This window comes from Pontibacter lucknowensis (genome assembly GCF_900156415.1).
GTDB classification, from domain to species: domain Bacteria; phylum Bacteroidota; class Bacteroidia; order Cytophagales; family Hymenobacteraceae; genus Pontibacter; species Pontibacter lucknowensis.
The window spans coordinates 359575-386283 of sequence record NZ_FTNM01000002.1; the positions used below are offsets into that span (position 1 = coordinate 359575).

16 protein-coding genes are annotated in these 26709 nt (G+C 53.1%); 5 read left to right on the plus strand and 11 right to left on the minus strand.

From position 1 onward, the window contains the following. The first annotated feature begins 38 nt into the window (after positions 1 to 38). The 3 genes from BW972_RS07740 (at position 39) to BW972_RS07750 (ending at position 5091) form a co-directional block, all read left to right on the plus strand. On the plus strand, positions 39 to 3149 hold the full coding sequence (locus BW972_RS07740; RefSeq protein ID WP_200805469.1) for a transglycosylase domain-containing protein: 3111 nt from the start codon (positions 39 to 41) through the stop codon (positions 3147 to 3149). Between the two features lie 10 nt (positions 3150 to 3159). Further along, a complete protein-coding gene (locus BW972_RS07745) occupies positions 3160 to 4566 on the plus strand; it encodes a ferredoxin reductase family protein (RefSeq protein WP_083674107.1) in 1407 nt (468 codons plus the stop codon). Positions 4567 to 4722: 156 nt separating this feature from the next. Then, positions 4723 to 5091: a SpoIIAA family protein gene (locus tag BW972_RS07750; protein WP_007658485.1), complete on the plus strand. Its 369-nt coding sequence runs from the start codon at positions 4723 to 4725 to the stop codon at positions 5089 to 5091. Between the two features lie 38 nt (positions 5092 to 5129). Here the strand turns inward: BW972_RS07750 and BW972_RS07755 are convergent, their stop codons facing one another. Continuing rightward, positions 5130 to 5684, minus strand: coding sequence for a 3'-5' exonuclease (locus BW972_RS07755; protein ID WP_007658487.1), 555 nt, complete (start codon positions 5682 to 5684; stop codon positions 5130 to 5132). A gap of 154 nt (positions 5685 to 5838) precedes the next feature. Here BW972_RS07755 and BW972_RS07760 point away from each other — a divergent pair, with 154 nt between their 5' ends. Further along, complete coding sequence (locus BW972_RS07760; protein WP_076421696.1) at positions 5839 to 8154, plus strand: GH92 family glycosyl hydrolase; 2316 nt, start codon at positions 5839 to 5841, stop codon at positions 8152 to 8154. Between the two features lie 142 nt (positions 8155 to 8296). Here BW972_RS07760 and BW972_RS07765 read toward each other — a convergent pair whose 3' ends face one another. Both BW972_RS07765 and BW972_RS07770 read right to left on the minus strand, forming a co-directional pair. Beyond that, positions 8297 to 9721 (minus strand): sugar MFS transporter, encoded by a 1425-nt coding sequence (locus tag BW972_RS07765; RefSeq protein ID WP_076421697.1) that lies wholly within the window; start codon positions 9719 to 9721, stop codon positions 8297 to 8299. A gap of 27 nt (positions 9722 to 9748) precedes the next feature. After that, a complete protein-coding gene (locus BW972_RS07770; RefSeq protein WP_076421698.1) occupies positions 9749 to 12067 on the minus strand; it encodes a GH92 family glycosyl hydrolase in 2319 nt (772 codons plus the stop codon). Between the two features lie 392 nt (positions 12068 to 12459). Here BW972_RS07770 and arr point away from each other — a divergent pair, with 392 nt between their 5' ends. Beyond that, a complete protein-coding gene (gene arr, locus BW972_RS07775) occupies positions 12460 to 12891 on the plus strand; it encodes an NAD(+)--rifampin ADP-ribosyltransferase (protein WP_007658497.1) in 432 nt (143 codons plus the stop codon). Between the two features lie 11 nt (positions 12892 to 12902). Here arr and pbpC read toward each other — a convergent pair whose 3' ends face one another. The 8 genes from pbpC to BW972_RS07810 all read right to left on the minus strand — a co-directional run bounded on the left by pbpC (position 12903) and on the right by BW972_RS07810 (position 26702). Continuing rightward, positions 12903 to 15251 carry a penicillin-binding protein 1C gene (gene pbpC, locus BW972_RS07780; RefSeq protein ID WP_076421699.1) on the minus strand — a complete coding sequence of 783 codons (2349 nt, stop codon included), beginning with the start codon at positions 15249 to 15251 and terminating at the stop codon, positions 12903 to 12905. A gap of 18 nt (positions 15252 to 15269) precedes the next feature. Next, entirely contained in the window at positions 15270 to 15431 is a 162-nt protein-coding gene (locus BW972_RS19880; RefSeq protein WP_159439849.1) for a hypothetical protein, read from the minus strand. 185 nt (positions 15432 to 15616) lie between these two features. Further along, positions 15617 to 21052, minus strand: coding sequence for an alpha-2-macroglobulin family protein (locus tag BW972_RS07785; RefSeq protein WP_076421700.1), 5436 nt, complete (start codon positions 21050 to 21052; stop codon positions 15617 to 15619). 322 nt (positions 21053 to 21374) lie between these two features. After that, on the minus strand, positions 21375 to 22754 hold the full coding sequence (gene mnmE / locus BW972_RS07790; protein WP_076421701.1) for a tRNA uridine-5-carboxymethylaminomethyl(34) synthesis GTPase MnmE: 1380 nt from the start codon (positions 22752 to 22754) through the stop codon (positions 21375 to 21377). A gap of 70 nt (positions 22755 to 22824) precedes the next feature. Continuing rightward, entirely contained in the window at positions 22825 to 23364 is a 540-nt protein-coding gene (locus BW972_RS07795; RefSeq protein WP_007661091.1) for a thioredoxin family protein, read from the minus strand. Between the two features lie 73 nt (positions 23365 to 23437). Continuing rightward, entirely contained in the window at positions 23438 to 24316 is an 879-nt protein-coding gene (locus BW972_RS07800) for a metal ABC transporter permease (protein ID WP_076421702.1), read from the minus strand. Between the two features lie 198 nt (positions 24317 to 24514). Next, positions 24515 to 25798: a metal ABC transporter permease gene (locus tag BW972_RS07805; RefSeq protein WP_076421703.1), complete on the minus strand. Its 1284-nt coding sequence runs from the start codon at positions 25796 to 25798 to the stop codon at positions 24515 to 24517. Positions 25799 to 25910: 112 nt separating this feature from the next. Further along, a complete protein-coding gene (locus BW972_RS07810) occupies positions 25911 to 26702 on the minus strand; it encodes a metal ABC transporter ATP-binding protein (RefSeq protein WP_007661231.1) in 792 nt (263 codons plus the stop codon). Between the last annotated feature and the right edge of the window lie 7 nt (positions 26703 to 26709).

Below are 26709 nucleotides of genomic sequence, written 5' to 3' on the forward strand. Positions count from 1 at the left end.
AGACTACCAGATTTTTTTCGAACAAAAACACTTTGGTGATGGTAGTCAGCAATTACCGTCCCACCCACACGGCCAGTAGAGAGAATAAAAAGCGTGGGACCATCCTCAAATGGATGCTCTTTGGCACCACACTCATCATAATTGGAGTTGTCGTCGCGGCCGTGCTTTATGAAACCCGTACATCCCGTTTGCAGTCGCGCGAATTAGCGCGCTATGCCGCCACATTGACCTATCAGGTGGAGCCTGGCCGGAGCGATGCGATCGTATACCCCAAACCCGGTCCATTTGACAAACGCCTCGGCTACGCCCATTTGCCCCAGCTGCTCGACCGGGCAGAAGAGCGGGGAATGGAGGTAGTGCAGCAGGCCCGCTTTTCAGATGCCTTGATGCAGTATACCTCCCGGGGCTACTTTGCGCCTTATGCCGAAAAGACACAAGCCGGCCTGCGCATCGTCGATTTCCAGGGCAGACCGGTGTACGACTTCAAATACCCGCGCCGCCTGTACGCCAGCTACGAGGCCATCCCTTCCCTGATCACCTCATCGCTTTTATTTATTGAGAACAGGGAGCTGTTGAATCCTGAAAAGCCTTACATGAACCCGGCGGTGGACTGGCTGCGCTTTACAAAAGCTGGTCTGCACCTGGCGGCCAGCCGTGTGGGGCTGGAGTACCAGACCATGGGAGCCAGTACACTGGCCACACAGCTCGAAAAGTTCCGGCACTCCCCGGCGGGCATCACGGTGAGTCCGCGTGCCAAGCTGCGGCAGATGGTGTCGGCCAGCGTGCGTGCCTACCAGTCCGGCCCCGAAACACTGCCCGCCCGGGAGGCCCTGGTGCTGTCGTACCTGAACAACCTGCCGCTCTACGGGGCGCCGGGCTACGGCGAAGTGCACGGGCTGGGAGACGGACTGTGGGTGTGGTTTGGAAGCGATCCGGAGAAAGTGAACCGTCTGCTGAGTTTACCGTCGGCAGCGGGCGATAGCCTGCAGGCCCAGGGGCAGGCGCTGCGGCAGGTACTGTCGTTGTTCATTGCCCAGCGCCGCCCTGCCTACTACCTGAATGAAGGCGGACGCCAGGCGCTGAACGAGCTCACCAGCAGTTACCTTCGGCTGCTCGCTGACAACGGCCACATCAGCACCCAGCTGCGGGACGCAGGTCTGTCACAGGATGTCGCCTTCCGGGATTTCAGCGCAGAGCCGATCACGGTGCCGACCGAAACAAACAAAGGCTCGCTGATGGTGCGTACCCACCTGGCAGGTATGCTGGGCAAAACGCTCTACGACCTTGACCGCATGGATGTAGGTGCCACGACCACACTGGAGCACGCCTTGCAGGGAGAGGTGAGCACTTATCTGCAGCGCCTGAGCGAACCTGCTTATGCCAGGAGCGTGGGGCTGTATGGTGAGCGTCTGCTGAGTCCCAAACAAGCAGCTGAGATCAGGTATAGTTTTACCCTGTATGAACGCAGTCCGCAGGGCAACCTGGTGCGCGTACAAACCGACAACACCGACCAGCCGCTTGACCTGAACGAAGGCAGCAAACTGGAACTGGGCTCCACGGCCAAGCTTCGGATGCTCGTCACATACCTTGATATGATTGAAGCGCTGCATACCCGCTACGCCGGGGAGTCGGCAGGGGAATTGCGCCGTGCGCTGGCAGCTTCGCAGGACAACCTGAGTCGCTGGGTGTTGCGCTACCTGCTGCAGGCCAAAGACAAAAGCCTGGCCGCCACCCTCGATGCCGCCATGGAGCGCCGCTATTCGGCCAGTCCGCATGAGCGCTTCTTCACTGGTGGTGGCATGCATACCTTCCACAACTTCAGCGATACCGACAATGGCCGCAACCCCACCGTGCGGGAAGCCTTCCTCAAATCCATCAACCTGCCCTTTGTCAGGCTGACGCGGGACGTGGTGCGGCACAGCATACAGCAGCAGACGGGAGGCAGCGGCAGCCTGCTCGGCAACGATGCCGACCCGCGCCGCCGGGAGTATCTGACCCGATTTGCCAATCGGGAAGGGGAAACCTACCTGCTTCGCTATTGGCACAAGTATAAGGGTAAAACGGAAGAAGAGCGTTTTGAAACACTGCTTAACGGTATGCGCCTCAACTCCGTCCGGCTTGCTACGGTGCACCGCTTCTTTTACCCGGATACTGACTCCATCAGCTTCACCCGTATGATGCGCGAGCGACTGCCATGGGAAAAGAAGCTCAAAAACAAGCGCATCATGGAGCTCTACCACCAGTTCGGACCGGAGGCTTTTGACCTGAACGACCAGGGCTATATTTCGCGGGTGCATCCGCTGGAACTGTGGCTCCTGCAATACCTGCAGCAGCACCCGGAAGCTAATTGGCCGGAAGTGGCGGAGGCGAGTATGGACACCCGGCAGGAGGTATACAAATGGCTTTTCCGCTCCCGCCACAAGAGCGCCCGCGACTCCCGCATTCGCACCATGCTCGAACTCGATGCTTTTGCCGACCTGCAGCAGCGCTGGCAGAAACTGGGCTATCCGTTTCAGCAACTCGTGCCTTCCCTGGCGACGGCCCTCGGCTCTTCCGGCGACCGCCCCGAAGCGCTGGCCGAGCTGATGGGCATCATCCTGAACGATGGCGTGCGCCACCGCACCCGCCGCATCGAGGAACTGCACTTCGCGCGACAGACACCTTACGAAACCGGCCTGAAATGGCAGGAGGGAGAAGGGGAGCAGGTGCTGGCGCCGGAAGTAGCTGCGCTCGTGCGGGAAACTTTGCTGGACGTGGTGGATACCGGCACTGCCCGTCGCTTGCAGGGCGGTATACCGGGTACGGATGGTAACAAACTTCAGCTCGGCGGCAAAACCGGCACCGGCGACAACCGGGTGGTGACCATGAGCAAAAGAGGGCAGCGGCTGTCTTCCCGCAGCGTCAACCGCACAGCCACTTTTGTGTTTTTCATCGGCGACAATCACTTCGGTACACTGACCGCTTTTGTGCCTGGCCGTGAGGCGGCAGGTTTTCATTTCACCTCTTCGCTGCCGGTGCAGGTGCTCCGGGGAATGGCCCCGATCCTGGCGCCCTACCTGGAGCAAAGCAACAGCATAGAGCAGCCTACTCCTCCGGATTCCGTTTTTCTGTCGACCAATATACCTGAAATTCAGTATACTGTACATTAGGCTTTAAACGATGAATCGTCCGGTTCCTAAGCCCTGGCATTGTGTACAGGGCTTGACAGGTATAGCCGGGCAGGATAATGAACAAGAGATGAGATATTCTTACCGGAGAGGTTTTTCCTGGCTGTTTCTATTCACCCTACTTGCCCTGGTGCCGCTGGGCCTTGCACTGGTGGGGCCTATACCTGCCGCCCGTGATTTCTGGACAGAACTGGGAGTAGCCCTGGGTTTTATAGCACTCGCCATTTTCGGTTTGCAATTCCTGTTCTCCGGCCGCTTTCGTTGGGTCGCGCCTACCTTCGGTATGGACAACATCGTGCACTTTCACCGCAAAATGGGACTGGTCGCTTTCTTTTTCATCCTGGCGCATCCCGTCATCCTGATCCTGAACAACACAGAATTTCTTTCTTACTTCGACCCGGGCGTTAACCTGCTGCGGGCCATTGCGCTCTCCTACGTTTCGGTGGCGCTGATCGGCATTACCGTCACGAGCATCTGGCGGCTGGCTTTCAAACTGAGCTACGAGAAGTGGCGGCTGCTCCACGGTTTTCTGGCACTCTCGATCGTGTTTGTGGGGGTGGTGCACTCCATACAGGTGTCGCATTACCTGGACCCGCTCTGGAAAAAGATCACACTGGCCCTGCTGATGGGCGCCTGCATGTACCTGGTGCTGCACACCCGCCTTGTCAGGCCCTGGCTCAACCGCAAAAAGCCATACCGGGTGACAGAGGTGAAAGACGAACGCGACGAATGCTGGACGCTCACCCTCCAACCTGAGTCAGGGGAAAAGATGCAGTTCAGGCCCGGGCAGTTTGCCTGGATCTCCGTAAACGAAAGTCCCTTTACTTTGCAGCAGCATCCCTTCTCCTTTGCCTCCAGCGCACGCGACAGCACGATCAGCTTCACGGCCAAGGAGTCCGGCGATTTCACCTCTACTTTCAAAGACATACCGGAAGGCGCCAGGGTATACCTGGAAGGCCCTTTCGGGTCGTTCACCCCGGAGCCGGACAGCCATCTGTTTCTGGTAATGGGCGGCATCGGGATCACCCCCGGCATGAGCATGCTGCGCACCATGCGCGACGACAAAGATCCCCGCCAAGCCATCCTGCTCTATGCCAGCAAAAAGTGGGAGGATGTGACCTTCCGGGAAGAACTAACCGAGATCAGCAAGGTAATAGACCTGCGCATCATTCATGTGATAGAAGATGTGCCGGATGAAGAAGAGCTACCGGAAGATATTGACGGGGAGGGAGGCCGGATAGATGAGCAGATGCTGGCCAAATACCTGCCTGACAAGCCGGAAACTTTTATGTACTTTATCTGTGGTCCTGGGCCGCTGATGGATGTGGTCGAAATCGGCCTGCACAACCTGGGCGTGGACTGGCGGCGCATCTATTCGGAGCGTTTCGAAATCGTGTAATCAAGCTGAAAGCCGATGCAAGACAAATACAAAAAACTACTTTACAAGATCATCAGCCGACTGGGCGAACTGGTAGGACTTGTGCTGCTACTGGCAGCTGTGTTGTTTGCCGCCCGGGCGTGGTGAAAGATTTGTTCAACTTACAACAAAAGCAAGATGATAAAGAAAATAGACATTGGCCACGACCAGGTACTGGCCTTCCGGGTGGAAGGAGAAGTGGACGTGCAGGATATGAAAGCCTCGCAGAAAGTCATCAAACCGGAACTGGAGTCGGCGGCTCCTTTCAACCTATACCTGGAAATGGCCGCTACGGAAGGAGTGGAGCCTGCCGCTGTACAGGAGCGGGTTAGCTTTATCTTATCTAACTTCAGTGACGTGCTGGATAAGGTGAAGAAGATTGCACTTGTCACAGACAAAGACTGGCTGCAGCACCTGATGTCCGGCGTGTTTAGGATGGTGCCTTCTATCGAGCAGCGATCCTTTTCATTTGAGGAAAAGGAAGCGGCCCGCCGGTGGGTCGCTTAGTCAGGAACCTGTTGCAGAACTGTAGCTTTTGTTACGGCTTAGACGCGGGCGATCTTGCAACCCATACGCACATCAAACTCCTCTTCGGAGCTTGTGCCTGTCAGAGCGAGCGCCTTCAGCGATAACCTGGCACAGGCATCAGCATCGGAGGCAGCCCGGTGGTGCAGAAAATCAATGCGGTGCATGTTGCAGAGTGTTTTGAGGTCATACTTGTGCATGCCCTTCCAGATGTTTTTCGAGAATTTGAGGCTGCAGGTATAGCGGGCCTCCGGAAGTGGTATACCATAGGTTGCCAGCGTTTTGCGGAGCACGCTCATGTCAAAACTGGCATTGTGGGCGATCAGCAGCTGCCCTTCCAGGTAAGGCTTTAACTCCGGCCACAACTCAGCGAAATCAGGCTGGTCTTTCACATCAGCAGGCCGGATGCCATGCACGGCTATATTAAACGAGCTGAAGTGAGGGTAATACAATGGCTTGATCAGCCAGGACCGTGTTTCAACGATTTCCCTTTCCCGCACCACGGTTATACCTATCTCACAAGGGCTGTCACGCTGTGGTGTGGCCGTTTCGAAATCAAGGGCGACAAAATTCATAGGATAGGGTGTCTAAATGCAGGGAATACCAATCAGTCAGGGCGCAATTTAGTCATTTTGCCGCGAAAACTTCTGAATGCTTGTGGTGACAGGTTGAAATAAGCTTTAACTTTAAGCTATCCTTAAAACCGATTCTCCACAAACAGCTCGTCTTATGAGAAGTATCGCCCTATCAGTTTTATTGCTTATACCTTGCCTGGCTTTTGCGCAAAAGAAGGCTGTGCCTGACCTGGTGAAGTACGTCAACCCCATGATCGGTACTGCCAAGATGGGCCATACCTATCCGGGTGCTACGGTGCCCTTTGGCATGGTGCAGCTGAGTCCCGACACCGACACCATCCCCTACGAGGTGAACGGCAAGTATAACAAGGACGTGTACAAGTACTGCGCCGGCTACCAGTACGACGACAAAACGATTGTCGGCTTCAGTCATACGCACTTCAGCGGCACCGGCCACTCCGACCTGGGCGACTTCCTGATCGCACCGACCACCGGCAAACTGCAGCTGAACCCCGGGACAGCTGACAAACCCGAAAGCGGTTACCGCTCTGCTTTTTCACATCAGAATGAAGTGGCAGAACCGGCCTACTACAAAGTAAAGCTCGACGACCACAATATCCTGGCAGAGCTCACAGCCAGCAACCGCGTGGGCATGCACCAGTATACCTTCCCGAAGTCAGACGAGGCGCATATCATCCTGGACCTGATGTCGGGCATCTACAACTACGACGGCAAAACCACCTGGACTTTTGTGCGCGTCGAGAACGACACGCTGATCACAGGTTACCGCCAGACCAATGGCTGGGCCCGCACCCGCACGGTATACTTTGCCATGTCCTTTAGCAAGCCTTTCCACCAATATGGCAACCAGGATTACTCGGAGGCACAGGCATACAAAGGCTTCTGGCGTAAGTTCGACCAGACCAAAAACTTCCCCGAGTTCGCAGGTAAAAAGCTGCGTACCTACTTCGATTTCAAAACAGAGGAAGGAGAGAAGATCAAGATCAAATTTGCCTTGTCGCCGGTAAGTACCGAGGGGGCTTTGGCTAACATGAAAGCCGAAATTCCGCACTGGGACTTTGAGCAGGTGAAGCGCGAAGGGCAGGCCGCCTGGAACAAAGAACTGGGCAAAGTGGTGGTAGATGCCGGCAAAGATGACCTCGTGAATTTCTATACCGCCATGTACCATTCCTTCCTTGGCCCGACCACTTACATGGATGTGGACGGCAGATATAGAGGGCTGGACATGAACGTGCACCAGGCAGACGGTTTTACCAATTATACCAGCTTCTCGCTCTGGGATACCTATCGTGCCTTGCACCCGCTCTTCAACATCCTGCAGCCGGCCCGCAACAACGACATGATCAAATCCATGCTGGCGCACTACGACCAGAGCGTGCACAAGATGTTGCCGGTGTGGTCGCACTATGCGAACGAAAACTGGTGCATGATTGGCTACCATTCTGTGCCCGTGATCGCCGATGCGGTAATGAAAGGGAACGGAAACTTTGATGCAAACCGCGCCCTGGATGCCTGTGTGCAGACCGCCCGCACCCGTTACTACGATGGGCTGGGGTACTACATGGACATGGGCTATGTGCCGGAGGATAAGAACGGTTCGTCTGTATCGAAAACGCTGGAGTATGCCTACGACGACTGGTGCATTGCGCAGATGGCGAAAAAGCTGAACCGGCAGGACATCTACGAGGAGTTCAGCAAGCGTGCCCAGAACTACAAGAACGTATATGATGCCAAATCCGGCTTTATGCGTCCGAAACTGAGCGACGGTACCTGGAAGAAAGAGTTTGACCCGCTGGACACGCACGGACAGGGCTTCATCGAAGGCAACTCCTGGAACTATAGCCTGTATGTGCCGCACGATCCGGCACAAATGATCGCGATGATGGGAGGGAAGACCCGCTTTGCCCAGCACCTGGATTCGCTCTTCACCATGGAACTGCCGGATAAGTATTTCGAGAACACAGAAGACATTTCCAGAGAAGGCATCATCGGGAACTACGTGCACGGCAACGAACCCTCGCACCACGTGCCTTTCCTTTACAACTGGACTGATCAGCCCTGGAAAACTCAGGAGCGCACCCGCATGGTACTCAAGGCCATGTACAAACCGACAGTAGACGGCCTGGGCGGTAACGACGACTTCGGGCAGATGAGCGCCTGGTACATCTTCAGCGCCCTGGGCTTCTACCCGGTAGCGCCAGGCTCTGATCAGTATGCCATTACCAGCCCGGCTGTGAAATCAGCCACAATCAACCTGGAGAATGGCAGGACCTTTTCGATTGACGTGAAAGGCCAGAGTGACAAGAATGTGTATGTGCAGAAAATGGAGCTGAACGGGAAGCAGCTTCAGCGCACTTACCTGACGCATGATGAGATCATGAAGGGTGGGAAGATTACGTTCTACCTGGGAAGCAGGCCGAATAAGAAGCTTTTTGCTATGGCGCCGTGATCAGGTGAAGGTATAGCCTCACATAAGAAAGCCTCTCCTGATTGGGAGAGGCTTTCTTGTTTTGTAAATTGAGTAGATTTATGATACTACCCTCGCTCGTGGGACGCGAGTGAGGGAGGAGTGATGAAATATTCCGGCCTCTTTATACCCTAGCTTCCTTCACCTTATACCCCACAAAGCCATAATACACGATGTAGGCATAGCAGAGCATCGGGATGATAAAGGAGAGTTGCAGGTCACCACTCAGGTCGGCGAACAGACCCTGCAGCGGCGGCACGATGGCACCGCCCACGATGGCCATAACCAGGAGCGAAGAGCCCTGGCTGGTATGGCGGCCGAGCCCTTTGATGGCCAGGTCAAAGATCGTTGGGAACATGATGGAGTTGAACAAGCCAATGGCGATGATCGCCCACATAGCGAGGGAGCCTTCAGCCATTACGCCAATCAGTAATAGCCCAATCACGGCCATGGCAAACAGGCCCACGGTGCGGTTAGGTATAAAGCGGGCCAACAGCAACACCACCACGTTCAGTGCGATCAGACCCAATATGATCAATGCCTGGTTGAGGTCATAAAGGACGTATACCGTTAGGAAAGTAACCAGTGCTATAAGTGCAATCACAGCAAATTTGCCCGTGCGCTTAAAGGTGCTTAGTGCTACAGCACCGAAAAAGCGACCGATCATGGCGCCACCCCAATAGAAAGCCAGGTAATGCTTCGCCTCCGACTCGGACAAGCCTGTGATCTGCGGAAGTTTGATGTAGTTGATCAAGGCACTGCCGATACTTACCTCACCACCCACATACATGAAAATACAAACGATACCCAGTACCAGGTGCGGATACTTCGTGGCCCCAGCACCCCGTTCAATTTTACCACTTCCTTCCAGGCGAGGCAATTTCGCTACCTTGATCAACACCGCCAGCAGTAAGAGCAAAGCAGCAAGACCCAGGTAAGGCAATTTCACAGAATCAGCCGTATCGATCTCAGCAGATGCCACCTGGTCGAAGATCAGGTAACCCCCGATGATAGGCGCGATCGTGGTGCCAAATGAGTTGAGCGCCTGCGACAGGTTCATGCGGCTGGAGGATGTTTCAGGCGAACCCAGAATAGCTACATAAGGATTGGCTGTGATCTGCAGCACTGTAATGCCGGATGCCAGCACAAACAAAGCCATCAGGAAGAAGCCGTAACTGTGAAAAACAGCCGCCGGGTAAAACAGGGTACAGCCCAGCGCCGCTACGATCAAACCAATGATGATACCATTTTTATATCCGATCTTCTGGATAGGGTCACCTTTGCTGACTGAAAGCAGGAAGTAGAGAAACGAAACGATAAAATAGGCCCCAAAGAAGGCCGTCTGTATCAGCATGGCCTGCCAGAGCTGCAGCGTGAACACCTCCTGCAGTTTAGGTATCAGGATGTCATTCATGCAGGTGATGAAGCCCCACATAAAGAATAGGAGGGTTACGACAATCAGCGGCGAGGTATAGTTCTTATAGTCCCGCGAAGACTCTTTTGGCTGAGAAGCTACTTCTTCAGTTGCAATAGGCGTGATGGATGGCATTAGAGGATAGGTTAGTATGAATAAGGTTTATTTCAGGTGCTGTGTTGCAGTACGGTCGTTGGTGAAAGAATAAGGCGCTGCACTTTCCTGTGTGCCGCGACTCGTGTCAGGCTTAGCGCCCATCTCAAATTTAAGTTTACCGCCCTTCAGGATGTCTTCATGGGAGATCCAATTCTGCTCGTGCTTTTTTCCGTTGAGGGTTGCTTTCTGCACATACAGATTTTCCCTGCTGTTAGACGGTGCTTCGATCACGAACGTTTTGCCATTTTCGAGTTTTATCGTTGTTTTTTTGAATAGCGGCGCACCGATCACATACTGGTTCACGGCTGGGGTAACCGGATAGAAGCCCATGGCTGAGAAAACATACCAGGCAGAGGTCTGTCCGTTGTCTTCATCGCCGCAATAGCCGTCGGGGGTGGGTTGATACATACGGTGCATGGTCTCGCGTACCCAGTATTGCGCCTTCCAGGGCGCTCCGGCATAGTTATACAGGTAGATCATGTGCTGGATAGGCTGATTGCCATGGGCATACTGGCCCATGTTAGCGATCTGCATTTCGCGTATTTCGTGGATCACACTGCCATAGTAACTCTCGTCGTAGACCGGTGGCAGCGTGAACACCGAATCCAGCTTGGCTACAAAGTTTTGCCGGCCACCCATCAGGTCAATCAGCCCCTGCACGTCATGGAACACGGACCAGCTGTAGTGCCAGCTGTTGCCCTCGGTAAAGGCATCGCCCCACTTAAAGGGGTTGAAGGGTGACTGGAATGTGCCGTTGCTGTTTTTGCCGCGCATCAGGCCTGTGGCAGGGTCGTACAGATTCCGGTAGTTCTGGCTGCGCTTCGCATAGAGGTTGATTTCTTCCTGTGGCCTGTTGAGCGCTTTGGCGAGTTGATAGATGGCAAAGTCATCGTAGGCATACTCCAGGGTACGGGCCGCATTCTCGTTTATCTTCACATCGTATGGCACATAGCCGAGTTTGTTGTAGTAAGGTGCACCGGCGCGACCGACGGCCGTGATAGGTCCCTCGTTGTTGGCACCGTGCAGCAGCGCTTCGTACAGTTTATCAATGTCATAGCCACGCAGGCCTTTCATATAAGCATCAGCTACCACAGAAGCCGAGTTATTGCCGATCATGATGTTGGCATATCCCGGACTGGACCACTCCGGTAACCAGCCGCCTTCTTTGTAGTCGTTTACTAAACCAGCCTGCATCTCTTTGTTGATGCTCGGATAAGCCAGGTTCAGGAAAGGGTAGAGCGCCCGGAAAGTGTCCCAGAAACCAGTGCCGGCGAAGCGAAAGCCAGGGTATACCTTGCCGTCATAAGGACTGTAGTGCACTGGGTTGCCGCTGGCATCGAGTTCGTACATTTTGTGGGGGAAGAACAAGGTGCGGTAGAGGCAACTGTAGAAAGTGCGCATCTGCTCGTCCGTACCACCCTCTACCGTGATACGGCTCATGGCTTCGTTCCAAAGTGATTTGGCTTTCTGCTTCGTTGCTTCAAAATTATCCTGAGCGAGCTCACGCTTCAGGTTCAGTTCCGCCTGCTCCAGACTGATAAAGGAGGAAGCAACCCGCAGGTTCACCTGCTCGCCTTTCACTGTTTTGAACCCGACAATAGCACCCGCATGATCGGCGCTCATCTCCAGTTTGTCTTTCACCAGTGTCGAGTCGTGCCAAGTATAGGCTATCGTAAAAGGCTTGTCAGCATAGATGACAAAGTGGTTCTTGAAATCGACCGGGTTGCTGCGGGCATTTTTGGTGGTATAGCCCACAATTTTGTTTTCGCCAGGTATAACTTTTACAAAAGAGCCTTTGTCAAGCGCATCGATGACGATAAAGGAGCTGTCTGATTTTGGGTAGGTGATGCGGAACTGGGCAGCACGCTCCGTAGGCGTAAACTCGGTGGTCACGTCGTGGTCTGCCAGGTATACGCTATAATAGTAGGGCTTGGCCACCTCCGATTTGTGAGAGAACCAGCTGGCCCGGGCATCCTGATCGAAGCGCAATTTGCCTGTCACGGGCATGATCACAAACTGGCCGTAGTCGTTCATCCAGGGCGAAGGCTGGTGCGTCTGCTTAAAGCCCCGGATCTTGTCGGCATCATAGGTATAGGCCCAACCGTTTCCCATTTTACCGGTTTGTGGCGTCCACAGGTTCATGCCCCAGGGTACAGCCACGGCTGGGTAGGTGTTGCCATTCGACAGGCTCACTTTGGAGTCGGTGCCCATGAGCGGATTGGCCAGCTCTTCAGGCTCAAACTTCTGCTTCTTTTGTTGCGCCAGTAGCGTAAAAGGTGTGCAAAGCAGGGTCACCAGGATTAAGGAGCGTATTCGTTTTTTCATATGAATGCAATACTGGTTTAGCAGTTTGTAAGTCTATTGAGACGATTTGCAGATTGTAATTTTAGCTGGTAAATGGTAAAGGACTCCCAATATAGTAAAATATAGAATGCGTGTTGGTGCTAATAGAGTAGCTTATTACAGTATAAGGCAGGCTTTTTTATGATGTGTTATCAGGAAGAAATGAAGGGATAGAGAGAGTTGGACGGCCTATGGCGAAATCCGGCCTTCCCAGATTTTAATAGCTGATAATTTTCTTATATTAGATTAATGTAAAGAGAAGCTAATAGGCCGTAAAAGCCTGTATACTTACCGCAGTTGGCGGGCTTATACATGTATTTTCTAACGTAGACCAATCATATTTTGTGAGAAGCAATTACAAAGAATAATTGAAGATGAAATCAGTAAACAGTGAGGAAATGGAGAATCAGGGTTCAGTACTATTCTACCATGGCACGAAGGCTAACCTAAAGCCTGGAGATTTGATTGAGCCCGGCTTCAATTCAAATTACGGGAAGCGGAAGAAAGCGGCTTATGTCTATCTGACTGCCACCATGGACGCCGCTATTTGGGGAGCTGAACTTGCTCAGGGGGAAGGCCGGGGCAGGATTTATACAGTAGAGCCAACCGGTACGATAGAAGATGACCCCAATCTGACGGATAAGAAATACCCCGGCAATCCGACAAAATCTTACCGCACCCGGAGTCCGCTTCGGGTAACCGGAGAAGTGACGAACTGGCAGGGGCATCCCGCGGAGCAACTAAAAGCGATGAAAGACCACCTCGAGCAGCTAAAGCAACAAGGTATAGAAGCCATTGAAGATTGATTTGCTGCGGCCTATAGAAACTTCACGGTAATATAACTATCCGTGTTCCTTCCCTGGTCATCGGTGCAGGAGATCTTATACCTGCCGGCCTTTTTCGGCTCAAAAAACACTTTTTCGTTGGCGGCTGTGGCTTTGAGAAACTTGTCGTTGATGTACCAGTATACCTGCTTCACCTCGTTGTGGGCATTGCTATGCAGCATCAGTTGCTGACGTTCTTCCTGTTCCATGAAGTACTCCATACCAGCAGCCGGAGAAGTAATAATGGGAGCATACTCCTTAAAAATGCGGCTGCAACTGGGGTTGTGCGCCGGAATTGGCGTATAGGGAATCCGCTCTGCATCAAAAAAGGTAAGCAGTTCCGGAGCATGGTTCGGGTATAGCTGCTGCACAAATCCTGTCGCTGGCTGGCAGCTGGTGCAATAGCTGTGCTTTTTGTCCTCAGAAACAGCAATGCGTTTCAGGTGGCTGCACTTCCGGGTAGAGGAGATGCCGGGGATGAACGTATCCAGCACCTGGTTTCGGCAGAAACTGTTGGCCGGGCTGCCGCTTTCGGCACACACCGCTCTTAAACCAATGCCCTTTGGTTGCTGAAACCACCCGGCGGTGGAGTTGTAGTCGATGCTGTTAAAGATGTCGAAGAGCAGGGGAGTGGCTGAGTCGGTGCCATTGAGTTCGGGCACCCCTTCGCCGGAGAAATTGCCTACCCACACGCCCACCGTGTACTTCTTGTTGTAGCCGATGCTCCAGGCATCCTTGCGCCCATAGGAGGTGCCGGTTTTCCAGGCGATCTTGGGCAGGTTCGGACTGTTGTGCGCATTGTGCGGCAGGTCAGGACGGGTGAGTTGTGTCAGAATCTGATTCGTCATGTAAGCAGCTCCCGGCGATAATAGTTGAGTTTCCTGTTCTGTTGTGTCTTCCTGTAACCATCTGATGTGGCTATACCTGCCCTGGTTTGCAAAAGCGGAATAGAGTAAAGTCAGCTCTTCCAGTTTCACATCACACCCTCCCAAGATCAGAGACAGACCTAGTTGGTTGCCCTTGCGTTTCATCTCCGAAAACTCCGCCTGCTTCAGTTTCTGCACAAAGGTATAGACGCCCAACTGGTCGAGCACTTTCACCGCCGGCACATTGAGCGAAGTAGCCAGGGCATGCGCTATGGTCACATTGCCATTGTAGTTGCCAAAATAGTTCTGCGGACGGTACCCGGCATAATCTACAGGTACATCGGTGATCATGGTTTTAGGTGTAAGCAGACCTTTGTCGAAAGCCGCAGCGTAGAGGAATGGCTTTAAGGTACTGCCAGGGGAGCGGACTGCTCTTACTCCGTCCACCTGCCCGTGGTGCGCAAAGTCATTGAAATCAGCTGATCCCAGGTAGGCTTCAACAGCCCGGGTCTGGTTGTTGATCACCAGCACGGCTGCATTGTGGATGTTCTGGTAGCGCAGCCGCTGCATGTAGTTGTATGCCAATTGTTCCACCTTTTCCTGTACCTGTCGGTTAAGCGTGGTTTTGACAATCGGGTGGTTTTTATACCTGCGGAACATACGGTAGGCGAAGTGCGGGGCCACCTTGGGAGCCTGTTGCCTGTGAGCTTCCAGCGGCTCCAGCAAAGCATCCTCAATTTCCGATGCCGGGAAGGCCCCTTGCTCCTGGTAGAAGCGCAACCACTTGTTCCGGAAGTCCACGATCCGCTCATTCTGCTCCCCAATGCGTAGCGAAGAGGGTTTGTTAGGTATAACCGTCAGCGTGACCGCCTGCGCCAGACTCAATTGCCTGGGCGACTGCTGAAAATAAAGCACAGAGGCTGCCTTTACGCCTTCAATATTTCCACCAAATGGCACCAGATCCAGGTATAGTTGCAGAATTTCGTCTTTGCTGTAATACCACTCCAGCTGCAGTGCCCGAAACATCTCGTAAAGCTTGTTCGCATAGGTACGCTTTTGCGGATAAAGCAGCCGTGCCACCTGCATGGTAATGGTAGAGGCGCCTGAGGTTTTTTTGTTTTGCAGCAGGTTATTGACAAAGGCTCTGCTAATGGCAAAGGGGTTGACGCCGGGGTGATAGTAAAAATACCTGTCCTCCTTCAGCAGCACCGCCTTTTTCAGGACCGGGTTGATCTCGTCCGGCTCCAGCTGCATACGCCACTTATCATCCCGGCTCAGAAAAGCATTGATTACACTGCCATCCGAAGCGGTGATCACAGGGGAATAGGATATGTTTACTTTGAGTGGGTAGAGGTGGTTGAGAAGGGCAAAGGTCAGGCAAAGCAGCAACACAAGGTGTAGCGTATACCGGAGCCAGGGCTTGCTGTAAGTGAGCAGCCGTCGGGGTAGGGTATAGGTTATGTTTTGTGTTGACATTTAGGTTAGTACTGGTTTTCAATTCATGGCGCGAGCGTCCTCGCTCGTGTCTACTATGGTGGGGCCTCTGGCCCAGGTATAACTGCTCTTGCTAGCGTAGCGGCGGCTATTCAGGTATAGCAAGCCGAGTTGTTTCATCGCCTGCCCTGGCCGGGCGGGCCTTACTTTTTGTCTTGACACAAAAAGTAAGCAAAAAAGTCAAGACCCTCCAAACTCGCTGAACACTCGAACAGTGGAGTGTCATTAAGTGCACTTGGTACAGGTGATCTGTTCCATAGCTCAAGGGACAAGGATGTCTTTCAATGCGTGCCAGTGGTGTGTGCAGAAATCCACTCCTAAACTCTCAAACTCCTCAACTCCCAAACTCACCTCACTCTCACAACCCCACCCCCCGAGTAGCTATGATACTCTGCATTATACATCGCATCAGCCCCGATCGGCCCTAACTGAAACGTCCCCTTCGACACGGCACGTACCTGGTAGAAAAAGTACTGCGGCTCTGGCTTGGCGGTGGCGTAGAGGTTGATCCTGTCGTCGCGGATGTCGATATGATCCGGGGTAGCAGGTTTTTGCGCTTCTATCCAGCCGAACTCACGGGCTGTCATCAGGCGCGGGTTTTCTATCTCAAAACCGGCTGGCAGCATGTCGGTGATGGCGATGTTAGGCATGCTTCTGCCGTCCAGCGACTGCAGCTCCACACGCACTACCACCAGATCGTTTTGCCGGAAGGTATTGTCAGTGATTTCTCTGCCATTGCGGTCGAAGAAGGTTTTGCGTACTTTCAGGTAATTGTCTTCGCGCTTCACGTCGCCGCTCTGGCTGATGCCTTCCAGTTCCCAGAAATAATAGGCAGTGCCTGTTCCCTTACTTCGAATACTGATCGTGCCGCTGCTGATGTTATTAGTCAGCGTCAGGTCGTTACCGGAGAAGGTGCCGATCTGCTTTCCGTTCTGGTATACCTGCGCCGTTTGGTTGCCCTGGTTCCTGCTCGAAAGCTTACCCAAAGCCATCAGCGCAAAAGCACGTTCCTGGGTGTTGTACCACCGCTTAGAGCGCAGTTCATCAGATAAATGTCGGGCCAGTGTGCCGACCTGCGGGTTGTCCGGGTCAGCTTCAATCAAACTGTTCAGCGAGATCGCCATGTCACGGATGGGTGAGTAGAAGCTGCCGCCGAGGGCACGTACAGAGGTTTCGCCGGCAAAGGAGCGGGGCAGAATCTGGTTGAAGCTTTCGCGGCTGCCGTTCAGGGCGTAGGTGCTGGCCAGCAGGTAGCGGGCATCCAGCGACAGCAATTCCGGTTTGGCCTTGTAGTAGTTCATGGTCGACCAATCCACCGTGCCCGCAATGCTGAGCACGTAGAGTGAGTAAGTGGTTTCGCGGGCGGCGATATACTTGCTCTTCACCTGGCGGCTGGCATCGTAGTAACGGTATTCTTCCATGGCCTTGCCCTTTACCTTTTGCTGCAGGTAGCGCACCGCCTTATCAAGGACATCCTGCGTTACCGGGAAGCCGGCCTTCTTCGCCTCCAGCAAGAAGTGCGTGGCATAGGTGCTGCTCCACCAGTCGGTGTAGGTGCCGCCGGGCCAGTAAGTAAATCCGCCGTCATATTGCTGCATCAGCTCAATTTTGGTGATAGCCTCCTGCACCAGGTAGTTCGGGTTGAAGCTGCGGCTCTTGTTGTCCTGTTGCAGCGAACGGGCCAGGTCAGTGTAGTAGAGCAGCGGGAAAGCCGTGGAAGTAGTCTGCTCCAGGCAACCATGCGGGTAGCGCAGCAGGAAGGTAATGTCATCCGTAAACTGTGCTAGCGGAGAACGGCTCACCACCAGCTTGGCCGACACCGACGAAGGTATAAAGTCGTTGGCCAGTTTGATGTCGGCTGTGGCGCCGTCTTTCACGCTGCCAGCATCCGCTACTTTGGTCAGTGGTGCGATAGGGCGTACCGTGATATCGGTGTTGCTGACAAAAGACTCGTTCAGGGCATTGACGGTCACTTTCACTGTAGCCTGCCCGATGGCAGGAGTAGCTACTAATTTGTAAGTTACCTGCGCCTCGGTGTTCGGGTTTATACCTGCGGATTTCCGGGTTTCGCCTACCACACGCAGCGGGCCTGTCACGGCGATGGTGCTGGCGGCTGTGGTTTTGCTTGTGGTGGTATTGCTGAGCGTAACCGGCACCAGGATCGTGTCGCGGGGACTCACAAAACGAGGCAGGGCCGTGCTGATCACTACCGGATCTGACACCCGCATCATCTTTTCGGAAGAGCCGAAGGCATTGTCCTTATAGGCCACGGCCATGATGCGCACAGCCCCCGAGAACTCAGGTATACGCACGTTTACGGCTGCCTCGCCGCTGGCATTTGCCTTTAACTGCCCGCTCCACAGCGACACGAGCTTTACCCGTTTGTTGGTGAGCGGATTGATGCGTTTTGCCAAATCGTAACCGTCGCCGCCAGTGCTGGAGCGGTTGCCAAGTTCCGGGAACAGGAAGGGGTACAGGTCATAGCCCGTCACTTCCAGCGCCCGCTTCTGGTAGAAGAAGCCATGCGGGTCAGGTGTTTGGTAATCCTTTATCTGCAGAATGCCTTCATCCACCACGGCCAGGGTCACTTCAGCGTTTGGCGCCGTTTTCACCTTCACCTGTTGCACACGGCTGGAGCGGGACGCTTCGGGTGCCTGTATGGCAACAGACAACTGCGTGCTCTTCCTGGTAACACTAAGGGGTTTAAATCCACGGGCAATGGTCAGTGGCATCTGGTTGTCCTTAACCTGGCGCAGGGCAATGGCGGTAATGTAGGCTGTTGGCAGGTGTTCGTCTTTGATCGGCAGGGTAAGCGAAGCGGCTTTTTTGTCGGTCTTGAGGTAGTAGTAGCTCAGCACTTTGTTCTGTTCCACCGTCACCAGAATCTTCCCGGCAAATGGAGACTTGAACAAAACTTTAGCCTGGTCGCCTACCTCGTATTTTTCTTTGTCGAGTGATATATCTACTTCGCCCTCGGTGTTCACGGCAAAGGAGGTGCTTTCGGTATCGCCCCAGCCGTAGGCATAGAACTCCTGCGCCACGTAGTTGTAGGCGCCCGGACGCATCACCCGAATTTCATACTGCCCGGAAGTAACAGGGGTGAAATTGAACACAGCGCCATTGGCAGGTATTTGCATATCCTGATTAATGATGACCTGCTCTCTGCGCTGCGACCTGTAGCTGTACTCGTCGCTATGACGAGCAATCACCGATTCGTAGGTATAGCGCACGAGTTGCACTCTGGCTGTGGTCTTAACCGGTGAACCAGTGCGATCGAGGGCAATTAGCGGAATGTTGAGTGCGCTGCGGGTACTCACATAGTCATCAAAGTTCCGGATACCGTAAAAAGCCTGCTGCGTACTCACGTCAAACTTGTTGAGGCGGTTTACTGGTCGGCCGGTTTCATCGAAAACAGTAGTATAAAGTGAGCCGTCCAATAAGCCGATGTCTTTGAAGTTCTCCAGCTCAAAAGTTTCCTGCCCTTTGCCCTGCGCGTCGGTTTCTCCCTGGCGGGTGCTGGTCTGGATGTTGATGGAGCCGGAGGTATGGATATCAAAAGTATAATCTGGGTAGCGCTTGGCCTCAAAGGTTTTCTTTTTGAGGCTGAGCTGCGTTTCGTAGTTGCGGTTAGCGGCCGGGGGGCCGAACAGGTTCTGCGCCGTCAGGTTAAGTACAAGCTTCTCGCCGGCATTGTAAGTGCTTTTGTTGAGGACAGCCGTCACCTTCAGGCGGTCGGGCATAAACTCCTCTACCCCTATCTTCTTTGCGTTCAGCAGTACATCGTTGCCGGAGTATACCTCCAGGGTATAAGTACCCGTGACAGCAGCTCCGTTCAGGATGAAACTGGTTTCGCTGGCACCCTGGTTGTTCAATTTGCCTTTGGTGCTGCGGTACTCTTTGCCGTTGGGTAAGAGCAGTTTCACTTTAATAGGCAAGCCTGCCACCGTTTTCCAGTCCGGCGTGCGCACCACCGTGTTGACATGAATGGTGTCGCCGGGGCGGTAGAGATCGCGATCTCCATAGATGAAGGCATCATAGTTCAGATCGGTCAGGCGTTTGCCACCTACTTCAAAGCGGGAGGTATTTACCTGGGTCTGGCTATAGGGCATGTAATTGAAGTCGTCACCTTTGCGGGCCGTGATCATGCCGATCTTAAAATCAGGTGCTGCTGTGCCGGTGTTGCTGAACCGGGCCACCCCATCCTTGTCAGTCGTGGCTTTGTGCACCACCTGGTTGTTGGTGCTGATAAAGCGAATTTCAACCCCGTCCAGGGTGCTGGCCTCGCGAATGGAATTGGCAAATACCACTACTTCGTCCTTGCCCTGCTTGGCGATCAAACCAATATCCGACACCGACACAATTTTGGAATCCTTCAGCCAGTTTTTATCAGTGCTGGCCACGGTGATCACATACAATCCTTTGAACTGGCTATCGAAATCAAGGTCGTGCAGGTTGAGGTTGAGCAGGTAGGAGCTGCCTTGCTTGCGCAGGCTTTCGGTGTTGTACTCGCGCTCGAAAAGTGTGTTGCCGCTGTTTTCGTTCACATCGTAGTAGGAGCTGGAGTAGTACTCTTCCGTTTCCTCGTCGTAGTAGCCGTCATACATTTTACCCTCGCGCAGATAGTGCAGAATGTTGTTTTCGTATACCTTGCTGATGCTCACTTTTATGCGCGGCACGTTGCTCAGGTTGAGGGCGATGTTGCGGGCACCCTGGCTGCTGAGGTATATACTCTTTCCGTTGGCAAAACTGATGCTTGGTTGCGTTGAGGCAAACGTGACGCTGTGCCGGTAAGGCTGGCCCATCGGCTTTCCGGCCATACCTGCCAGGTCACCGGAGAGGGTGAGGGTATAGGTGCTGTTCTGGTTGAAGTTACCTTTCAGTACCAAACCGTTTTGCAGGCGCTCCACCGTATACTCCCGGCGCGGGCTAACTTCGATCAGGTTGCTGATGTTGCTATTGGTAACAGGCTGCGTGGTAAGGATATAGATGCGCTCCTGGCCTTCTTCCAATGCGGTCACCACCTCGGCTACCATCATACGCTGGCGGCTTGGCAAGAGTACATCCCGTTCTATGGTCTGGTCAGTTTGAGAGGTGCTTCCTGCCACGCTCAGGCCCTTGGCAATGTGCAGTCGCAGCGGGATCTCTTTATCCTCTTGTCCTGCCACATTTTTAACCCGAATGGTCACATTGTCTCGGTTACCGCTGGCCAGCTCTATGGGTAGCTCTTTATTTCCTGCATATACTTTTAGATGTTCCCGTAATTCCTGGAAAAGCACCGGATAGTTAAAGTCGAGCTGTAAACTGGCCTCGAGCTGGTTCGGATTGTTCTCATTTGTCACCCAATAGCTTTTTACCTGATGCAGCCGGAGGTAGGGGGTATGGAAAGTTAGGCCCTGACCGGCGGGTATCTTATACTTTTCAGTTGTGTGGCGTAGCAGATTTTCTGTTAGCTCCGCTTTATAATTCGTAGTAGGGGCAAAGGGTTTGTCTGGTGAGAACACCAGTTCGTTAGGAGCCGTCCATTTATACTTGCCGTCCACCCTTGGCGTGATGGTCAGGTATGGAATTGTATCCCATTGGTTCAAAAGCGAATCGCCTACCAGGTCTTTGTCAAATAGGAAGACCAGGTTTTGTTCCCGGGCGATTTCCTGCTCAAAATTCTTGCTTTGCAGCCGCAATTCATCGCTCTTGCTTCGGCAACTGAACACGCAAAGTAAAAACAGCCATACACAGAGTCGGAGCAGGTGCCGAAGTGGTGTGGGGTGGGGGTGTCTTATATTCATAGTATAGGTAGAAGAAGGGCAAAAATTGGTTGGTTGGAGTATACTTTTAAAATGGCTCCTTTGCATTGATTTTAGAGAAAAATGCTACGTAATGATATGAATTTTTACAGTAGTTGCAAAGGAGGCTATACCTAAATCAGCATGATTGAATAAGGTTAAAAAGAATTCATACCTTTTACCGCTTTTATATGGAGTGCCGCCCTGTTATATGTGAGCTATCTAAAGCCAGGACGGTTAGTTTAAAAGCATGTGTCAGTAATAGAAAAATGCCTGATTACAGCTGGTAATCAGGCATTGAAGGTATGGTCAAGTATTTTCTGGTCTACTTTCCGATGCAGAATTTTGTGAAGATGTTGTCCAGCAAATCATCCGTTGTGATCTCTCCGGTGATCTGGCCTAGACTGTAAAGCGCACGGCGTATATCAGCTGCCACCAGGTCGCCGCTCATACCCAGGCCCAGCCCGTTCAGCACATCGTCCAGTGCTTCATAGGTTTTGTTCAGACTGTCGACGTGACGCAGGTTGGTCACGATGGTTTGCTGCTGTGTATTTAGTTTGCCCAGGTTCACCTTGTCCACCAACGCTTGCTTCAGGTCCTCCAGGTTCGCGCCCTCTGCGGCGGATATCTGCACCATACCTTCTATACCTGCAAAGGCAGCCAGTTTTTCCGGCGAGGCCCGGTCAATCTTATTCGCTACCGGCAGGAAAGGCAGTTTCTTAGGATTAAGCACTTCCAGTTCTGACCGCAGTGCTTCCGGCGTCGTGTCGGTGATGTCGAACAGGTAGATGATCAGGGAAGACTGGCTTAGCTTCTGCATGGTGCGCTCCACGCCGATGGCTTCCACTTTGTCGGTTGTTTCGCGCAGACCGGCTGTGTCGATAAAGCGGAACGTCACTCCCCCGATGTTGATCTCGTCTTCGATGAAGTCACGTGTCGTACCAGGCACATCCGATACAATGGCTTTCTCTTCGTTGAGTAGTTTGTTGAGCAGAGTAGACTTACCAGCGTTTGGCTTGCCCACGATCACAGTCGGTACGCCGTTCTTGATCACATTGCCCAGCTCAAAAGACTTGAGCAGTTCGCGGATGATCTGCTGAATGTTCAGGATCAGGATACGCAACTGGTCACGATCGGCAAACTCCACATCCTCTTCCCCAAAGTCAAGCTCTAACTCGATCATGGAGGCAAAATGCACCAGTTCGGCCCGCAGTCGCTTGATCTCCTGCGAAAACCCGCCCCGCATCTGCTTCATGGCCACTTCATGCGAAAGAGCGGAGTCAGAGGCGATCAGATCGGCCACGGCCTCTGCCTGTGCCAGGTCAAACTGTCCGTTCAAAAAAGCACGTTTCGTAAACTCCCCGGCATTGGCCAGACGGGCACCCTTTTTCAGGAGCAGCTGCATGATCTGCTGCACAATAAAGTCAGAGCCGTGGCAGGAAATCTCCACCACATTTTCCTTGGTGTAGGAGTGAGGAGCCACAAAGAGCGAGACCAGCACTTCATCGACAATCTTGTCCCCATCGCGCAGCGTTCCAAAGTGGATGGTATGGCTGGCTTGTTGGGTGAGGTCTTTTCCTTTGAAAACTGAATTGGTGATGGTGATGGCTTCCGGGCCCGAAAGGCGGATCACCGCGATGGCGCCTGTTCCGGACGCTGTGGCTACCGCTGCAATGGTATCTGTATGTATGAGCTGATTGGTCAAGGTATAGCAGGTGTTTTAAAACACAAAATTACGCATAAATCAGGCATTCTTCATGAAACATTCGTGAATCCTACTTCCTGCTATACTCTTCCCAGGTTTTACTCTTGTGATGGTTGTCCCCAAAATAAGTCAGGATTTTGTGAAAGGTGGAGGCATCGAGGTAACCAGGTACGGGTGTGAGCATGTTGAACTTTTCGTCCAGGTATACGGTAGTCGGGTAACTCATCTGTCCCTGTAGCAGGGCTATAGCCAACTCGTGTGCCCGGTATTGTTCCTTGAAAGTATAGGTATGGCCATTGAGGGTGATCGGCTTTTTGCCCTCAGCGTCAAGCTTCACGGCATAGTAGTTCTTGTTAATGTAAGCCACCACCGCAGGATCAGTGAAGGTAGACTTGTCCATCTTTTTGCACCAGCCACACCAGTCGGTATACACATCAATCACGACTTTCCGAGGCTGCTTTTTGATCTTTTCAGCAGCTTCTTCTATGCTGAGCCAATTAATCTTAACTTCTTTTTGAGGAGTATTTTCGTCAGGCGATACATTGTGCCAGGTATAGCTGGAGAATAGCAGCAGTGCTAGCAATGGCAGGAGGAATGTTTTCTGTAGCATAGCAGGTTATCTTTGAATCAGAACGCTTAAAGTTATGCTTTTTATATAGGTTGCTTTATACCTTGTTTTCAATCTAATGTCCTACGGTTTGCACACGCTTCTGTCGGCGCAGTTTGCCGTGGGTAGGTGAAAAAAGGAAGGCCAGCAGAAACTCTATACCTGTCACGGTAGCGATGGCGCCGGCAATGGACCCATCGAGCCAAACCGCCAGGTAGTACCCGGCAAAAGAGGCAATGGTCCCTAGCAGGACTGAAATACCCAGCATGGTCTTGAAATCATCCGTCAACAGGTAGGCCGTGGCAGGTGGAGCAACCAGAAAAGCCACCACCAGAATAGCGCCCACCGACTCAAATGAAGCCACCGTTGTAAGCGACACGGCACCCATCAGCAGGTAATACCACAAGGAAGTGGAAATGCCTATGGCTGCCGCAAAAGCCGGGTCAAAGGTGGTCAGGAAAAGCTCCTTGTACCCCAGTACAATAAATAACCCAATAAGCAGGGTAACTACTGCCAGCATCCAGACAGTGCGGGGACCCATGCTCAGGCCTCCTTCAGTGATGATCAGGTCGAGCGGTACATAGGCTATCTCACCATAAAGCACGCAGTCCTGGTCCAGGTCCACCTGACCGGCAAATACGGAGATCAGAATGATGCCGATGGCAAAAAGCCAGGTAAAGGTGACGCCAATGGCCGCATCTGCCTGTACCCGCGCAAAGCGGTGGAAGAACTCTATCAGAAAAGTGGTGAGCACACCCAGCAGACCGGCCCCGATCAGCATCGGAATGGTATCACGCGAGCCTGTAAACATAAAAGCGATCACGATGCCCGGCAGCACGGCATGCGAAATAGCATCGCCCACCATGGCCATGCGCCGCAGTATCAGGAAGCAACCCAACAGACTGCAGCATGTGGCTACCAAACTTCCCGTCAATATGATCCAGAATGCGTTCATGTATTATTATAGTTAGCGAATGCGCGATGGAGTGAATGAGTGATTATTTTATATTATGAAATTTTCATTCTCGTAGGCGAGATGCCTTTTACCTAATTCTTATAAAATATCTTGTGTGATTTGGTCAGTTCTCTACCTTATTTTGCGGATATTAAATTTATAAATCACTCATTCACTCCATCGCTCATTCACTTAATTTTATGGAATCCTCGCGCTGTGCGGATCGAGATCAGGGTAATTAAGCTCTTCGATGAGTCGCTGTTCCAGTTCCGGGGTGATGATGTGCTCGATGGTCTCGGCGTCTTCATGCACGTGGTCGGAGGCCAGATTCAGGTACTGCGTCAGGTATAGCTCCCATAGGCGATGGAGGCGTACAACCCGACGACCGCGTTTTTCGCCCTCCGGTGTCAGCAACCAGCGCTTGTCCTCTTTTTGGAGATAACCTTGCCGCTTTAGTTTCTGTAATCCGCGTATGGCTTCCTTCCTGGGTATATTGCGTCTTTCCAGTAATTCTTCCAGACTGCGGGCACTGTCATAGTCCTGTCGGAGTTCACCTAACTGGTAGAGTAGTTTGAGGAGGTTTTCTTCCAGAATTCGCGTTTTATTGCGTCGCTGCCGCAAGATACGGGCAATCCAGCCGCGACCGGGAGCAAGGGCGAACGACAGGATCGCAATCATCGACACGATCAGCACAATCCAGGGCCCTGTCGGCATAGAAGGGGCCGTGTATGAGACAAAGGCGCCCGCTATACCTGAAAATGCCCCTATCAGCGCAGCAAGTACCAGCATGACTTTCAGGTTTTCGGTCCAGAAGCGAGCCGCAGCAGCCGGTGTGATCAGCATAGCGGCCATTAGTACAACGCCTACAGCCTGTATACCGACCACTACTGCAAAAACTGTGAGCGTTGTGAGAAGTAACTCCAGTCCGCGTACCGGGAAGCCGATGGTGCGGGCATAGGCCTGGTCGAAACAGAGTAGGGTAAGTTCTTTGAAGAATAGTACGACGGCAACCAGAAGCAATACTGCTACCACCCCAAAAGCGATCAGGTCTTCGCCGATAAGCGAAGCCGCACTACCAAACAGAAACTTGTCGAGTCCACTCTGAGCAGCATTGCCGGTCTGCTGTATGGCAGTAAGCAAAAGGATACCAATCCCAAAGAAGACCGAGAGCACCAGCCCGATGGCTGTGTCTTCCTTGATGCGTGAACGGGAAGTGATGTAATCGATCACCACCAGCGAAAGCCAGCCCGTTACAAATGCGCCGATCAGCAGGATGAAGGGGTTTTTGGTGCCTGACAGGATAAAGGCCAGGCAGACACCTGGCAGCACGGCATGTGCCACGGCATCGCCCACCAGCGTCCGCTTGCGCAGCAGCGTGAAACAGCCCACCACCGCCGAACTCGCAGCCAGCAGCACCGAGCCCAGCGTCACGTACCGTATGTTGGCATCGGTGAAGGAGAAAAACTCTATGAAGTCCTGCATGGGTTTGATTGTTATTCTTTAATTGCTTGGTGCATGATTCGGACAGTTCGCGATCTGTCCCTACAGGCCATACCTTCTAAATCACTCATTCACTCAATCACTCATTCAAAAATTAACTTTTCTCCCTCGCCGGGAATTCCTGCTTGCGGAGAAGATCACCTACTTTGGAGAGCAGGGTGAGTTTGCCGCCGTAGGTTTGCTCCAATAGCTCCTGGTTCAGCACCTGCTCGGTAGGGCCGGAGGCTACCAGGCGCATGTTGAGCAATACCACCCAATCGAAGTAATCAGAGGCGGACTGCAGGTCATGGTGCACCACGATCACAGTCTTGCCCTCATCACGCATCAGGCGAAGCAGCTGAATGATGGCCGTTTCGGTGGCTATGTCGACGCCCGCGAAGGGCTCGTCCATGAAATAGATGTCGGCATTCTGGGCCAGTGCCCGCGCCAGGAACACCCGCTGCTGCTGTCCACCTGACAGCTGTGAGATCTGCCGGTTGGCAAAACCCTGCATACCTACTTTTTCGAGCGCTTCCATGGCGGCGTCGTTATCTGCTTTGCGCGGGCGTTTGAATAGACCCAGTTGTCCATACCTGCCCATCAGCACCACATCAAACACAGAAGCCGGAAAGTCCCAGTCCACTGACTCACGCTGGGGTACGTAGCTGATGCGGCTGTATACCTGCTTCAGCGGTTGGTCAAAGATGCGCACGTAGCCACTGCTCACTGGTAGTAGGTTCATCATAGCCTTGATCAGGGTAGACTTGCCTGCGCCGTTCGGACCGATCACACCCACGAGCGCACCGGCCGGCAGGGTGAGGTCAATGCCCCACAGCACCGGCTTGCGGTCGTAACTCACCGTCAGGTCGTGTACTTCTACTACTGGGTTTTTTACTTGAAGTATCATAGGATAG